The organism is Nocardioides stalactiti (genome assembly GCF_014180715.1).
In the GTDB taxonomy this organism is placed as follows: domain Bacteria; phylum Actinomycetota; class Actinomycetes; order Propionibacteriales; family Nocardioidaceae; genus Nocardioides; species Nocardioides stalactiti.
In genome coordinates, this window is sequence record NZ_JACEFC010000010.1 from 22970 (window position 1) to 38202 (window position 15233).

Annotated in this window: 13 protein-coding genes; 9 read left to right on the forward strand and 4 right to left on the reverse strand. The window is 72.0% G+C overall.

Features of this window, described 5'->3' with window-relative positions; all coding sequences use genetic code 11:
* Positions 1-26 precede the first annotated feature (26 nt).
* The 6 genes from H0487_RS03460 (at position 27) to H0487_RS03485 (ending at position 6555) form a co-directional block, all read left to right on the forward strand.
* Positions 27-1268: an MFS transporter gene (locus tag H0487_RS03460; RefSeq protein WP_183092834.1), complete on the forward strand. Its 1242-nt coding sequence runs from the start codon at positions 27-29 to the stop codon at positions 1266-1268.
* Positions 1225-2556, forward strand: a complete 1332-nt coding sequence (locus tag H0487_RS03465; protein ID WP_183092835.1) for a D-arabinono-1,4-lactone oxidase — start codon at positions 1225-1227, stop codon at positions 2554-2556. The genes H0487_RS03460 and H0487_RS03465 overlap by 44 nt, the downstream gene beginning before the upstream one ends.
* A gap of 2 nt (positions 2557-2558) precedes the next feature.
* Positions 2559-2951, forward strand: coding sequence for a YchJ family protein (locus H0487_RS03470; RefSeq protein WP_183092836.1), 393 nt, complete (start codon positions 2559-2561; stop codon positions 2949-2951).
* Between the two features lie 23 nt (positions 2952-2974).
* Positions 2975-3313 carry a hypothetical protein gene (locus H0487_RS03475; protein WP_183092837.1) on the forward strand — a complete coding sequence of 113 codons (339 nt, stop codon included), beginning with the start codon at positions 2975-2977 and terminating at the stop codon, positions 3311-3313.
* A 96-nt stretch (positions 3314-3409) separates the two neighbouring features.
* Entirely contained in the window at positions 3410-4384 is a 975-nt protein-coding gene (sepH, locus tag H0487_RS03480; RefSeq protein WP_183092838.1) for a septation protein SepH, read from the forward strand.
* A 104-nt stretch (positions 4385-4488) separates the two neighbouring features.
* Positions 4489-6555 (forward strand): SDR family oxidoreductase, encoded by a 2067-nt coding sequence (locus tag H0487_RS03485; RefSeq protein WP_183092839.1) that lies wholly within the window; start codon positions 4489-4491, stop codon positions 6553-6555.
* Between the two features lie 13 nt (positions 6556-6568).
* Here the strand turns inward: H0487_RS03485 and H0487_RS03490 are convergent, their stop codons facing one another.
* Together H0487_RS03490 and H0487_RS03495 are read right to left on the reverse strand one after the other, a co-directional pair.
* Positions 6569-7408 (reverse strand): sulfurtransferase, encoded by an 840-nt coding sequence (locus tag H0487_RS03490; protein ID WP_246382928.1) that lies wholly within the window; start codon positions 7406-7408, stop codon positions 6569-6571.
* A complete protein-coding gene (locus H0487_RS03495; RefSeq protein WP_183092840.1) occupies positions 7405-7785 on the reverse strand; it encodes a universal stress protein in 381 nt (126 codons plus the stop codon). The genes H0487_RS03490 and H0487_RS03495 overlap by 4 nt, the downstream gene beginning before the upstream one ends.
* Before the next feature lie 78 nt (positions 7786-7863).
* Here H0487_RS03495 and H0487_RS03500 point away from each other — a divergent pair, with 78 nt between their 5' ends.
* Positions 7864-8295, forward strand: coding sequence for a hypothetical protein (locus tag H0487_RS03500; RefSeq protein WP_183092841.1), 432 nt, complete (start codon positions 7864-7866; stop codon positions 8293-8295).
* A gap of 15 nt (positions 8296-8310) precedes the next feature.
* Here H0487_RS03500 and H0487_RS03505 read toward each other — a convergent pair whose 3' ends face one another.
* Together H0487_RS03505 and H0487_RS03510 are read right to left on the reverse strand one after the other, a co-directional pair.
* Positions 8311-9771, reverse strand: a complete 1461-nt coding sequence (locus tag H0487_RS03505; RefSeq protein WP_183092842.1) for a glutamate-cysteine ligase family protein — start codon at positions 9769-9771, stop codon at positions 8311-8313.
* A gap of 36 nt (positions 9772-9807) precedes the next feature.
* A complete protein-coding gene (locus tag H0487_RS03510) occupies positions 9808-10842 on the reverse strand; it encodes a DUF4192 domain-containing protein (protein ID WP_183092843.1) in 1035 nt (344 codons plus the stop codon).
* Between the two features lie 141 nt (positions 10843-10983).
* On the opposite strand from H0487_RS03510, the gene H0487_RS03515 reads away from it, so the two are divergent.
* Positions 10984-12381, forward strand: a complete 1398-nt coding sequence (locus tag H0487_RS03515; protein WP_183092844.1) for a DNA polymerase IV — start codon at positions 10984-10986, stop codon at positions 12379-12381.
* 516 nt (positions 12382-12897) lie between these two features.
* A complete protein-coding gene (locus H0487_RS03520) occupies positions 12898-15078 on the forward strand; it encodes a S9 family peptidase (protein WP_183092845.1) in 2181 nt (726 codons plus the stop codon).
* The last annotated feature ends 155 nt before the right edge of the window (positions 15079-15233 follow it).

The window sequence follows — 15233 nt, forward strand, 5'->3', positions numbered from 1 at the left end:
ATCGTAGGGAGGACCATCGAGAGGTCATGCTCGCCTCCGCCATCGCGCCCTACCGCCGGATCTTCTCGCCCGCGACCGCCCTGTTCAGCCTGACCGGCCTGGTCGCCCGGCTGCCCATCTCGATGGTCGGTCTCGGGATCGTCCTGCTGGCCGAGCACGAGACCGGCTCCTACGCGTTCGCCGGCGCCGTCTCGGCGACCGCGCTCGTCGCCAATGCCGGGTTCGCGGTCGCCCAGGGACGGCTCCTCGACCGGCTCGGCCAGGCGCGGGTGCTTCCGATCCTGATCACCCTGTGGGGCGCGGGCCTGGCCCTGGCGATGGTCGCGCTCGGTGCGGACTGGCCGATCTGGAGCGTCTACGTGTTGGCGGCCGTCGCCGGTGCTGCCCTGCCCTCCGTCGGCACGTGCGTGCGGGCGCGCTGGTCGCACTGCCTCAAGGACGACCCGGCGCGCCTGCACACGGCCTTCTCGTTCGAGGCGGTCGCAGACGAGACCGTCTTCCTCCTCGGGCCGATCGTCGTCACGACCCTCGCGACGGCGGTGCACCCTTATGCCGGCCTGACCGCCGCGCTCGGCTTCGGCCTGGTCGGCACCTACGTCTTCGGGGCGCTCCGCTCCACCGAGCCGCCGGTCCACCCGGCCCCGCCCGCCGGGACGGTTCGTCCGGCGATGCCGTGGGGCGCGATCGCACCCCTCGCCGTGCTCACCTTCGCCCTCGGCGTGCTGTTCGGCGCCGCCGAGGTCAGCACCGTCGCCTTCGCCGAGGAGGAGGGCCAGCAGGGCGCAGCGGGCTTCCTGCTCGCCCTGTGGGCGCTCGGCAGCCTCCTCGCCGGCCTGGTCTCGGGTGCCGTCGCCTGGAAGCAGGGACCGCTCATCCGGATGCGCTGGGGTGCACTCGGCATGGCTGCCGCGATGGCACCGCTCTTCCTCGTCCCGTCGATCCCGGTCATGGGCCTGGTGCTGCTCGTCGGCGGCGTCGCGATCTCGCCGACCCTGATCGCCGCGATGTCCCTGGCCGAGCAGGTGCTGCCCGGCGCGCGGCTGACCGAGGGGATGATGATCCTGCAGACCGGCATCGCCCTCGGGCTCGCTCCGGGCGCGGCGCTGGCGGGCGTCGTGATCGAGGCGTCCGGTGCCTCCACCGCCTACCTGGTGTCCCTGGGCGGCGGCGTGCTGGCGCTGGCTGCTGCCCTCGCGACCCGCGTCCCCGCTACCGTGCAGTCCCATGGCGAGGGCGCAGGCGCAGGGGTCCAGCAGCACGTGGCGTAACTGGTCCGGGCTCGAGGTCGCGCGCAACCTGAGGACGGCGACACCGACCGGGGTCGACGACGTCGTCGCCGAGGTACGGCGTGCCGCCGAGCGCGGCGAGACGGTGAAGATGGCCGGCACCGGCCACAGCTTCACCGCGATCGCCCGGCCGGAGCACACCTTGCTCCAGCCCGGCGGGCTCACCGGGATCACCGACGTCGACCGCGACGCGATGACGGTGACGGCACGGTCCGGCACCCAGCTCAAGGTGCTCAACGCCGAGCTCGAGCGGCTCGGGCTCAGCCTGCACAACATGGGCGACATCGCCGAGCAGACCCTCGCGGGAGCCATCTCGACCGGCACCCACGGCACCGGTGGCCGTGCGGCCGGGCTGGCTGCTCAGGTGGTCGGCCTCGAGCTGGTGACCGGGACCGGCGAGCTGCTGCGGCTGACCGGAGCGGACGACCCCGACCTGCTCGACCTGGCGAGGGTCGGCCTGGGCGCCCTCGGGATCCTGGTGTCGATCACGTTCGCCGTGGAGGAGCTGTTCCTGCTCCACGCCGAGGAACGGCCGTTGTCGTGGGACGAAGGGCTCGCGACGTTCGACGAGGTGACGGCCACCCACGACCACGTCGACATGTACTGGTTCCCCCACACCGACCGGCTCCTCAGCAAGCGCAACACGCGGTGCGGCACCGACCTCAGCCAGGCGGAGCCGCTCCCCCGCTGGCGGCACGCGATCGACGACCAGTTCCTGTCCAACACCGTGTTCGGGCTCCAGACCGCCGCGCTCAACCGCGCGCCGCGGGCGATCCCAGCCGCCAACCGGTTCGCCTCACGCCTCCTTGGCGCCCGGACCTACACCGACGTGGCGCACCGGGTCTTCACCGCCGAGCGCCGGGTGGTCTTCCGCGAGATGGAGTACGCCGTCCCGCGCACCGCCGGGCTCGACGCGCTGCGCGAGGCGCGACGGATGCTGGAGGCCTCCGGCCTGACCGTGTCGTTCCCGGTCGAGGTCCGGGTCGCGCCGGCCGACGACGTCGCGCTGTCGACCGCCGCCGGCCGTGACTCCCTCTACCTGGCCTTCCACGTCCATCACGCGACCGACCACGGGCGCTACTTCGCGCTGATGGAGGCCGTGATGCGCGACCACGACGGCCGACCGCACTGGGGCAAGCTCCACACCCGGGACGCGGCCGACCTGGCCGAGCTCTATCCACGGTTCGAGGACTTCCTCGCCCTGCGGGACCGGCTCGACCCCGGCCGCGTCCTCACCAACGGCTACCTGCGCCAGGTCCTGGGCAGCTGACCGTGCCGGCCGATGCCTCCGGGCACGCCTGTCCGTGCGGGTCGGGGACGCCGTACGACGCCTGCTGCGGCGCGATCCACCGGGGCGAGCGTGTCGCGGCGACCGCGGAGGAGCTGATGCGGTCGCGTTACAGCGCGTTCGCGGTGGGTGATGCGTCGTACCTGCTGGAGTCCTGGCACCCGGCGACGCGACCGCCGACGCTCGACCTCGACCCGACCGTGCGCTGGACCGGGCTGGAGATCGTCGCGACCGACGCCGGCGGGCCCGACGACCTCAACGGTGTCGTCGAGTTCCGGGCCCACCACGACCACGACGGCGAGGAGGGGGTCCTGCACGAGATCAGCCGGTTCCGGCGGCACGACGGCCCCTGGCGCTACGTGCGCGGCCGCTCCTAGTGGCGCACCCTATGCTCCGGGCCATGGCTGGTTCCCGTGTCCGTGCCGTCGGCGCCCTCCGCGCCGCCGTAGGTGTCGCGCTGCTCGCGGCCCCGAAGGCGATCTCGCGCAACGACGACGCCGACTTCACCCTGCTCATGCGGACCATCGGCGTGCGCGACCTGGTCCTCGGCACGGGGGCGCTCCTCGGCGGCGCCGGACCGGGTGGCCCTCTCTGGGGCCGGGCAGCGCTGGCCAGCGACTCGCTCGACGTCGTCGTCGGCACCCTGTCGATCCCCAAGGTCGGGCTCGGCGGCGGCCTGGTCGCCGCCCTGCTCCCGGTGCCGTTCGCTGCCGCGGACGTCTGGTCCCTGCGCGGCTGACGTTCGGCGCCGGGTCGGTCGCCAGAAATGTCGACAGATCGCCACACGCCGGAGAGGCATCCCGATCAGCGCCGTTCGCGCGCGTAGTCTCGGCCCATGGCCGCCCTCGACCTCGCAGGAGTCAGCGACGATGGCCGGCGTCTGCTCCTCGTGGGTCAGCAGGGCGAGGAGTTCGACCTCGAGATCACCCCTGCGCTGCGCGCCGCGATCCGTGGCGAGGCCACCCGTTCCGCCCGTTCCACCCGTCCGGCTGCGTTGGAGAACCAGATGACGAGCACCCTCCGCCCTCGCGAGATCCAGGTCCGGATCCGAGCCGGTGAGACCCCAGAGTCGGTCGCCACCGCGGCGCAGACCACCGTCGACGCGATCATGCCCTTCATCGCGCCGGTCCTCGCCGAGCGTGCGCACGTGGCCGAGCGCGCCCAGAAGTCCTCACTGCGTCGTCCGCTGGGCGACGGCGGCTCCGGGACCCGCGTCCTCGGCGACGCCGTCGCGACCCACCTGGTGAGCCAGCAGGCCAAGATCGACCAGGTCACCTGGGACGCCTACCGCCGCGACGACGGCCGCTGGGAGCTCACCGGCACCTTCGCGACCACGCCGCGCACCGGTACTGCCCGGTTCACCTTCGACGGTCCCGGCAACTACGTGGTGGCCGACAACGACGACGCCAAGTGGCTCGTCGGTGACCTCGTCGTCGTGTCCGAGTCGCCGCGCCGCGACGACCTCCAGGAGGCGCGGGAGCGGCGACTCGCGGTGGTCCCGGCCGAGGAGCTGCCGCTCGGCGACGACGTCCTCGACCTGGTCGGCGTCGAGACCGAGGCGGCGATGTTCGAGACCCCCGCCCTGCACACGCCGGAGCCCGCACCCGCCCACTCGCCGGGGCACCCGTCCGGCGACGAGCCGCTCCGCGTCACCGCGCACGACGACCCGGCCCTCCTCAGCGCCCCCGAGGAGCCGCACGCAGACGACGGCGCCGACGCGTCGCGTCACCGCCGACCGGTCGCCAAGAAGCGCGGCCGGGCCTCGGTCCCGAGCTGGGACGAGATCATGTTCGGCGGCTCCGGGGACTGATCCCTGCAGGCTCCCGCTGTCTTCTTGACGCCGGGGTGTGCGCTGTCCAGGGCCGCTGAGACGGACCCTGACCGGCGGCTCCGATTTCGGTCTACGCTGCCCGCATGTCCTCCTTCGTGACCGGCGCCACGGGCTTCATCGGTCGTCATCTCGTCAGCGAGCTCGTCGATCACCGCGAGGGGCCGATCTACGTGCTCGTGCGCGCGTCCTCCCTCGGGCGGATGGAGACGATGATCCAGCAGTGGACCGGCGGGGCCGGCTCGACGCCCGTCATCCCCGTCGTCGGCGACCTCGGCGAACCCGGCCTCGGCGTCGACCCCGACTGGGTCGCCGACAACGTCGGCAAGATCGACCACTTCTTCCACCTCGCCGCGATCTACGACATGACGGCCGACGACGCGACCAACGACGCGATGAACGTCGACGGGACCCGCAACGCACTGGCGCTGGCCGGGGCGCTCGAGGCCGGGCGGTTCCACCAGGTCTCCTCGGTCGCCGCGGCCGGCGACTACCACGGCCGCTTCAGCGAGTCGATGTTCGACGAGGGCCAGCCACTGCCGTCGCCGTACCACCGGACGAAGTACGAGTCGGAGAAGATCGTGCGCGAGGAGAGCACCGTCCCGTGGCGGGTCTATCGCCCGGCGATCGTCGTGGGTCACTCCGAGACCGGCGCGATGGACAAAATCGACGGCCCGTACTACTTCTTCCCGGTCATCAAGCGGCTGCGTGACAACCTGCCGTCGTGGCTGCCGCTGGTCGGCATCGACCTCGGTGACACCAACCTGGTGCCGGTCGACTACGTCGCCAAGGCGATGGACCACCTCGCCCACCTGCCCGACCGGGACGGCGAGGCCTTCCACCTGGTCAACCCCGAGCCGCAGTCGACGATCGAGATGATCAACGCGTTCTGCGCGGCGGCGGGCGCCCCCAGGTTCGCCACGCCGATCGACCGCAACCTGACCGCCGGAGCGACCGGCCTGCTCCCCCGCGCCCTGCGGCCGAGCAGCCTCATCAACGCCGTCGTCCGCACGGCGCCCGCCCACCTCGTCCTCGACCAGACCCTGGGGCGGCTCGGCATCCCGGCCGAGGTCGTCAGCCACGCATCGTTCACTGCCGTCTTCGACTCCCGGGAGACCGAGCGGGCCCTCGCCGGCAGCGGGATCAGCGTCCCGGACCTGGAGTCCTACGCCCGCACGCTGTGGGGATTCTGGGAGGAGAACCTCGACGACACCACCGCCAAGGACAAGCGCACCCGCACCGCTCTGAAGGGCAAGCACGTCGTCATCACCGGCGCCTCCTCGGGCATCGGCAAGGTCACCGCCCTCAAGGTCGCCCAGGCCGGCGGCATCCCGGTCCTGGTCGCGCGCGGCAAGGACAAGCTCGAGGAGACCAAGGCCACGATCGAGCTGCGCGGCGGCCAGGCCCACGTCTTCGCGTGCGACCTGTCCGACCTGCGGGCCATCGACGACCTGTGCGAGCGGATGTCCACCGAGCTGCCGACGGTCGACTTCGTCGTCAACAACGCCGGGCGGTCGATCCGTCGTTCGCTCAAGCTGTCGCACGACCGCTTCCACGACTTCGAGCGCACCATGCAGCTCAACTACTTCGGCGCGATCCGGCTGATCATGGGCCTGATGCCGAAGCTCCACGAGCAGCGCTCGGGCCACATCGTCAACATCTCCTCGATCGGCGTGCAGACGAACCCGCCGCGGTTCTCGGCCTACGTGGCCTCCAAGGCGGCGCTCGACGCCTGGAGCAACGTGGTGGCGTCCGAGGTCGTCGGACACGGCATCTCGTTCACCAACATCCACATGCCGTTGGTGCGGACGCCGATGATCGCCCCGACCAAGATGTACGACAAGTTCCCGACGCTCTCGCCGGCGCAGGCAGCCGACCTGGTGATCAAGGCGATGGTGGAGAAGCCCCACGAGATCAACACGTTCGCGGGCAACGCCGGCGCAGTCGCCCACACCTTCGCGCCGAAGGCGGCGTTCCGGGTGCTCAACCTCGCCTACCAGGTCTTCCCCGACAGCGCGGCCGCCAAGGCTCGTTCGGGCCCCGCGGACTCTGCGCCCGAGGTGGTGGCGCCCGAGGCGGTCGGCGACGTGACCGGCGGTCGGGAGTCCGAGCAGATGCTGATGGCCCGGCTGTTCCCGGGCGTCCACTGGTAGGTCGGTCGCTCGGTCAGTCGCGCTCGACCGGACGGTGGGGGTCCGCGATCCACTCGCTCCAGCTGCCGGGGTAGAGCGCGGCTCGCAGGCCGGCGACCTCCAGCGCGAGGACGTCGTGCGCTGCCGTCACGCCGGAGCCGCAGTAGACCGCGACCGAGGCTGCCGCGGAGGCACCGGCAGTGTCGTACAGCGCCCGCAGGTCGGCGGCTGGGAGGAACCGGCCGTCGTCGGAGAGGTTGGCTGAGGTCGGGACGTTGACCGCACCCGGGATCCGGCCCGCCACCGGATCGATCGGCTCGACCTCGCCCCGATAGCGCTCTGCGGCCCGCGCGTCGATGAGGACGTCGACCCCGGGTACCTCCTCCGCCGTCACCATCGCCATCGCGCCCGGTCGGGCCACGAAGGTCCCGGCGTGACGGATCCCCGAACCGTCGCCCACCTCCACCGGCAGGTCCGCCTCGGTCCACGCCGTCCAGCCTCCGTCGAGGACCCGGACGTCCCGGTGCCCGTGGAAGCGCAGCAGCCACCAGCAGCGAGCGGCGGCATGCCCGGCCCAGTCGTCGTAGACCACGACCGGGCCGTCGTCGAGGACCCCCGCGTCGCGCATCGCGGACTCGAAGACTCCCGGCTCGGGGAGCGGGTGCCGTCCACCGCTGCCGGGTGCGCCCGCGAGCGCGGTGTCCAGGTCCACGTACGACGCACCGGGGACGTGGCCGACGGCGTACTCCCCCGGCCCGGACGGGCCGCCGCCCATCCGGTAGCGGACGTCGAGGACGGTGACGGCGCCCAGCAGCCCGGCGAGCTCGTCGGCGCCGATCAGAGGGCTCGATGCGGCGCGCGACCGGCTGCTCAATGCCGGCCCGTTCGCGGCTTCACCGTCAGCACCGGGCAGGGCGCGTCGAGCATGACCCGTTGGGCGTTGCTGCCGAGGATCAGCTTGCCGACGGGAGAGCGGCGGCGCAGGCCGATGACGATCACGTCGGCGTCGAGGTCCTCGGCCAGGGCGACCAGTCCGTCGGAGACCTCCAGGAACGGGTCGAGCACGGCGATCTCGTGGTCGACGCCGGAGTGGTCGAGCAGGTCGCGGACCTCACCGAGGTCCGACTCCGTGCCCCCGCCTCCCAGCGCCACCACCGCCCGGGCACCACGGAGCCGCGCCTCCTCGATCCCGGCCAGCAGGGCCGCGTCGCCCTCCGGCTTCGGGACGTACCCGATCAGCACCGTCGCCATGGGCCCACCTTAGGTCGCGCCCCGAGGACCTGTGGAGGACGCCGCCGCCGCCGCGTCGGATCGGGCAGTCTGCCGGGCATGGGCTACGACGGCACGGGCGGGATCCACGAACCGGTCGACCGGCGGGTGCAACAGCTGCTCCGGCGGGCGGTGCTCGACCACGCCGTCACCGAGCACCGCCGGCAGTTCCTCCCGGTGCTCCACGTCGGCGTCCCGGGGATCCGGGCACGCCGTTTCGAGGTCGACCGGCACCTCGACCACACCCTGCGGACCGACGTCGTGGAGGCGATGCTGCGTCCGGCGCTCCGCAAGGGCGTGGTCCCGCTGCTGTGGATGACCCGGCGCGGGGACATCGAGCCGCACGACGTCGACGGCGCCTGGTCGGCGGCGGTGCAGTCAGCGGCCGGCGAGCTCGGGATCGAGCTCGGCCTGGTGGTCGTGACCCGGCACAGCTGGCACGACCCGCGCACTGGCGTCAGCCGGACGTGGAAGCGGATCCGCCAGCGTTGAGCGGCTCGCGCAGGATCACCAGGTGTGGACCGGTTCGTTGGCGTGCATCCGCTGCCGGTAGTCGGCGAGCACCGTCCGCAGCGCGTCGTAGCGGTCGAGATCCTCGTGACGGGCCATCTCGCGGGCGAACCACTCCGCGCCGTTGACACCGCCCAGGCAGCGGCCCTCGATCATCCCGAGGTAGCGAGCGGCCTCGTCGTGGTCCACCCCCCAGGCCGCCAGTCCCTCGTAGGCCATCGGCAGCAGCCGGCGCAGCACCAGCTCGGTCGCGCGAACCCTCCCGACCGCGGGCCAGTAGATCTCCGCCTCGATCCCGTCGCGGGCCGCGACGTGGAAGTTCTCCTCGGCGGCGCTGAAGGACATCTGCGACCACAGCGGTCGCTCGCTCTCGGCGAGCGTGCGGACCAGCCCGAAGTAGAAAGCGGCGTTGGCGACGATGTCGGCCACGGTCGGCCCGGCGGCCAGCGCGCGGTTCTCGACGCGGAGGTGGGGGCGGCCGCCGGCGATGTCGTAGACGGGCCGGTTCCACCGATAGATGGTGCCGTTGTGGAGACGCAGCTCGGAGAGGTTGGGTGTGCCGCCCGCTTCGAGCACGGTGAGCGGATCCTCGTCGTCGGTGACCGGCAGCAGCGCCGGGAAGTAGCGGACGTTCTCCTCGAAGAGGTCGAACACCGAGGTGATCCAGCGCTCGCCGAACCAGACCCGCGGCCGCACCCCCTGGGCCTTGAGCTCTTCGCTCCGAGTGTCGGTGGCCTGCTCGAACAGGGGGATGCGCGTCTCGCGCCACAGCTGCTTGCCGAGCAGGTAGGGGGCGTTGGCAGCCAGCGCCACCTGGACCCCCGCGATCGCCTGCGAGGCGTTCCAGTACGCGGCGAAGCGCTCCGGCGGCGTCTGGACGTGGAACTGCGTGCTGGTGCAGGCGGCCTCGGGGAGGATGGAGTCGGCCGTCGTCCGCAGCACCTCGGCGCCCCGGATGTCGATGCTGATGTCCTCGCCGCGGGCCTGGAGGACCTGGTCGCTCAGCAGTCGGTAGCGCGGGTTGCGGCTGATCGCGGACAGCGAGAGGTGCTCGTCGGCGAGGGTCGGCAGGATGCCGATCATCACCATGTGCGCACCGACGCTGGCCGACCGGCGCTCGGCTTCGTTGAGGCTGCGTCGCAGGCCCTCCTCGAACCCTGTGAGCCCGCCACCGCGCAGCACCGCCGGCGGCACGTTGATCTCGATGTTGAACTGACCGAGCTCGGTCTGGAAGTCGGGGTCGGCGATCGCCTCCAGCGCCGCCTCGTTGCGCAGCGCCGGGTCGCCTGCCTCGTCGACGAGGTTGAGCTCGACCTCGAGACCCGTCATCGGGTCGTCGGTGTCGAAGGCTGATTCGCGCAGCATCCGCTCGAACACGTCGAGACAGCGACGCACCTTCTCCCGGTGCCGCGTTCGGTCAGCACCGGTGAACTCCTGCGCGTCGACCTCCGAACCCATAGAGGCAGGTTAGTCAGGCCGACCACCTTTCGTCAGTCATGCAGGCAGCCCTTCGTCCCAGGCGAAGCCGGATCCGAGAATGTCCGGAGGCACCGCTCCCTCCAGGCAGCGAGACAGCAGCGTCGCCATCGGATAACGGTCGTCGACCTCGCGGCAGCGGTCGACGGCGATCCACGCGAGCGCACCGTGGCCGGCCTGCCACGCCGCCCAACCCAGCAGCGCCGCCGGCGCCGGCACGAGGGCGTCGGGGGCGCCGCGGACGACATCGGCCCAGAACGACTGGTGGCGCGACGCGCCCTGCCGATCGATGAGCGACCAGGCCGCGTCGCGCACCCGCTCGTCCTGGAGCAGCCAGCACAACCAGGCCACCCGCGCCTCGTCAGGCGCCGTGCCGGCGTCGACGTGACGCGCCACAGCCTGTCGCAACCACTCGCCCCAGTAGCGCCGTTCCTCGTCAGCCCACGGCGGACCGGCGGTGCCGGCCCGGACCTGGGTGAGGGCGCGCTCGACCTTCCCCTGGAACACGGGGTCCGGCGCGACCGAGGCGGTGAGGACCGAACGGTCCTTCTCGACGACGATCCCGTGGAGGACCGCCTCGACGACGAACGGGTGCGCCGACACGTCGTAGGCGATGCCGACCTCGCGCGAGTGCCGGTCGCCGAGCAGCGGGTAGTAACGCTGGCCGTCGACCCGGACGGCGTCGGCCACGTGCAGCCCGGCCTGACGGGCAGCCCCACGAAGGGCGCCCCAGCACCAGCGGACGACCCGCTCGTCGCCGCTGAAGAAGACCAACGCCATCGAGCGCGCCCCGTTGCGGACGGCGGAGCGGACCAGGTCGGCCGCGAGCGCACGGGCGAGGTCGGCGAGGTCGACCGGGGAGTCCCGCGCGGGGAGATCGGCCCGGGCGTGGAACGGCCGGGCCCCGTCGCTGGTCATCATCACCACCGATGCGGCGGGGTGGAAGCCGAGCACCAGGGGCGCGGCGGCGATCAGGTCCTCGCTGCAGCGCGCGCGGAGGGAGAGGGCGGAGTCGGAGGTCGAACGGGTCGTTGCCCGATGCGTGTGGGTCATGGGTCCACGCTCGCGACCGGGACCCCCGACGCCCACCCGACCGGGTCCGACCTGGGGAAGACCCGGGCTGTCGCCCGGTGCCGGGACGACAAGCGGGCCGTCGGGACGGCGATGGTCCGCGCCGCTGGTTACGGTTCACCCGTGCGCGCGCAGGCCTCGGTCCTCCACCTGGACCTCGACGCGTTCTTTGCCGCCGTCGAGCAGCGCGACAAGCCGTCGCTGCGCGGCAAGCCGGTGGTCGTCGGGGGTGTCGGCGGGCGTGGAGTCGTCTCCACGGCGTCGTACGAGGCCCGGGTGTACGGCGTCCGCTCGGCGATGTCGACCCGCGAGGCCCGTGCCCGCTGCCCCCACGCCGCCTACCTCTCTGGGCGCTTCGACGCCTACCGCGCGACGAGCGCGGCCGTGATGGGGCTGCTGCGCTCCTGCTCGCCGCTGGTCGAGCCGCTGTCGCTCGACGAGGCGTTCGTCGACCTCGCCCGGGCCGACCTGCCCGACCTCGAGGTCGCGACCGTCTCCGCGTTCGCGGAGGACCTCCGCAGGCGGGTCGTGGAGGTGACCGGTGGTCTCACCGCGTCGGTCGGCGTCGCCAGCAGCAAGTTCCTCGCCAAGGTGGCCAGCGACCTCGACAAGCCCGACGGGCTGGTCGTCGTCACGCCGGGCACCGAGCTGGAGCTGCTCCGGCCGATGCACGTCGCGATCATCCCCGGCGTCGGGCCGGCGACCGTCGAGCGGCTGCGCCGGGTCGGCGTCAACACCGTCGCCGACCTCCAGCAGATCAGCGAGGAGGAGCTGGTGCGGGTGCTCGGCAAGGCCCATGGGCACGTCCTGCACGACCTCGCGTTCGCCCGCGACGACCGGACGATCGACGCCGACCGCGAGACCAAGTCGGTGAGCGTCGAGGGCACCTACGAGCAGGACCTGACCGACCGCCGGATCATGGACAGCCTGCTCACCCGCCAAGCCGGCGAGGTCGCCCGGCGGCTGCGCAAGAACAACCTCTCCGGCCGCACGGTGACCATCAAGGTGCGGCTCTACGACTTCACGACCCTCAACCGGTCGACGACGCTGCCGTCCCCCACCGACGAGGAAGCAACGATCGCCCGGCTCGCCCGCCGCCTCCTCGAGGACCTCGACACGTCCGGTGGGGTCCGGCTCCTGGGTGTCGGCGTCTCGGGCCTGGCCGACTGGGTCCAGGAGGAGCTCTTCGGGTCGGACGCGACCGACGGCGGTCCCACCGATGCCCACCCCACCGAGAAGGACGACGGCGAGGACGACGGGAGCCCGGAGGGCGACGAGCTCCCGTCGTTCCCGACCGCTGCCGCCGGGACGGACCCCACCGGCGGCTACCGGCCGGGGATGGACGTCGTCCACGACGAGCACGGGCGCGGCTGGGTCTGGGGCGCCGGCAAGGGCGTCGTCACCGTCCGGTTCGAGACCGCAGACACTCCCCCGGGTCCAGTCCGAAACTTCCGGGCCGACGACCCGGCACTGAACCGCTGGCGGATGCCGGAGCCCGAGCCGGAGCCGGAGCCGGAGTGACGATCGGGCCTGCCGTCCGGATCACCCGAAGCGGATTTCACACAGCCGTCACGTGTCGCTCGTTGTCGCGGGCCCGACCAGGCGTCACCATGGAGGGGACGCGACACGCTCGCGGCAAAAAAGGGTGAGGGCCTTCTTGATGGTATGAGCATCAGGAAGGCCCTCGGCTTGACCGGCTGCGGTGGCTCCGATCGACCCGGACCTCCGACCCTCTCACCGCTGGGCCCGCCACCGGGGTCAGCGCCCGCGAGTTGCCCCGCGGATGGAGAGGACTTCCGTCCGGCTCCCCGATCGTTTCCCGCCTGGCCCGGAGGCCCTGCGTTCCGCTCTCGGTAGGGAGAGTTCTACGCTCCGCGAGGACACGCGCACAAGGGCTTTGCGCAAAGAGTTTCGACATTCTCCGAGTCCCACAGGATCGTCCACAGCTGAGGCCCGCTTCCTCCACAGGAACCGCTCGAACTCCACAGGAATCCACCGGTGCCTGTGGATCATTCCGGGCCGGATACGGTGACCGTCGTGCCAGCCCCTCACGCCGCTCGCCGACCGGTCACGGTCACCCACCACGGCCACACCCGCACCGACGACTACGAGTGGTTGCGCGCCAAGGAGGATCCGGAGGTGCGCGCCTACCTCGAGGCGGAGAACGAGCACACCCAGGAGCGCACGGCCCACCTCGCCGACCTGCGCCAGCAGATCTTCGACGAGATCAAGAGCCGCACCCTGGAGACCGACCTCTCGGTGCCCACCCGGGTGCGCGGCTACTGGTACTACGGCCGCTCCTTCGAGGGCAAGCAGTACGGCGCCAGCTGCCGCGTGGCCGTGACGGACCCCGACAGCCCCGACAGCTGGGTCCCGCCGCGACCGGCCGAGGCCGCACGACCCGACGAGCCCGCGCTGCCGGGCGAGGAGGTCCTGCTCGACCTCGACGTCCTCGCCGGCGAGCACGAGTTCTTCTCCCTCGGCGGCTCGTCGGTCAGCCCCGACGACCGGTTGCTCGCCTACGCGACCGACGTGGTCGGCGACGAGCGCTACACCGTGCGGGTCAAGGACCTCACGACCGGCGACCTGCTGCCCGACGAGCTGACCGGCGTCCTCGGAGGAGTGACCTGGGGCGGGACCCCGGACCACTTCTACTACTCGACCATCGACGAGACCTGGCGTCCTGACAAGGTCTGGCGGCACCGGCTCGGCACCGACCAGGCGGACGACGAGCTGGTCCACCACGAGCCCGACGGCCGCTACTGGCTGGGCGCCGGACGCACCCGCAGCCGCCGCTACATCCTCCTCGCAGCGTCGTCCAAGAACACCTCGGAGTACCACGTCCTCGACGCCCACGACCCGACCGCGAAGCCGTTCTGCTTCGCGCCCCGCGAGGAGGGCATCGAGTACTCCCTCGACCACGCGGTCCTCGCCGGCGAGGACCGCTTCCTGGTGCTCCACAACGGCAACGGGCCCGAGTTCGAGCTCGCCACCGCGCCTCCGCGCAGCACGCCCCGCGCGGCGTGGGTGCCGCTCCTGGCCCACAGCGACGAGGTCCGCCTGGAAGACGTCGAAGCGTTCGCCACCCACCTCGTCGTCTCGCAGCGCAGCGGCGGGCTGCCGCGGGTGCGGATCCTCGAGCTCGGGCCGGACGGCGTGAGCGACGACTGGATCGTGGAGTTCCCCGGCGACCTCGCGACGTCGGGCGTCGGAGGAAACCCGTCGTTCGAGCAGCCCACGGTCCGGGTCGGCATGACGAGCATGATCCAGCCGTCCTCGGTCTACGACCTCGACCTGCGCACGCGCACCAAGACGCTGCTCAAGCAGGCGCCCGTGCTCGGCGGCTACGACCCGACCGCCTACGAGGAGCACCGGATGTGGGCCACTGCGCCCGACGGTGTCCGGGTGCCGATCTCCCTCGTCGTCCGCAGCGACGCCCGTGGTGCCGACGGCACCGACCCGGTCCCGCTCCTGCTCTACGGCTACGGCGCCTACGAGGCGTCGATGGACCCCTACTTCTCGGCCGCCCGGCTCTCCTTGCTCGACCGGGGCGCGGCGTTCGCCATCGCCCACGTCCGGGGAGGAGGCGAGCTCGGTCGGCACTGGTACGACGACGGCAAGCTCACCCGCAAGCCTCACACGTTCAGCGACTTCATCGCGTGTGCGCAGCACCTCGCCGCGAGCGGGTGGACCACCCCCGGTCAGATCATCGCCGAGGGTGCCAGTGCCGGGGGCCTGCTCATGGGTGCGGTCGCCAACCAGGCGCCCGAGGCGTTCGGTGGCATCGTCGCGGGGGTCCCGTTCGTCGACACCCTCACCTCGATGCTCGACGCGACCCTGCCGCTCACCGTGACCGAGTACGACGAGTGGGGCAACCCCGAGGCCGACCCAGCGGCCTACGAGCTCATCGCGTCCTACGCGCCGTACGAGAACGTGGCCGACCTCCCCTATCCCCCGATCCTCGCCGAGACCTCGCTCAACGACACCCGGGTGCTCTACGTGGAGCCCGCGAAGTGGGTGGCGAGGCTGCGGGCCACGGCGCCGGCCGCCGACGTGCTGCTCCGGACGGAGATGGCTGCGGGCCACGGAGGGGTCTCCGGGCGCTACCGGGCCTGGCACGACCGCGCCTTCACCCTCGCTTGGATCCTCGACCGGATGGGGCTCGCCGAGCGGGGTATCTCCGGATCCGTCGGAACTCCCTCGACCGACGCAGGCTGAAAACTCCCTGAGAGTTGGCGCGAGCGGCAACTCTCAGGCGGTCTGGTACGTCTGAGCAGTCGAGAGCACTTCACCGGAGCACCGGTCGGACCTCGGGAAAACCCCGGGAACAACCACCATCCGAAAGTGCGTTGGAGACGAAGTACTCCTGCAGG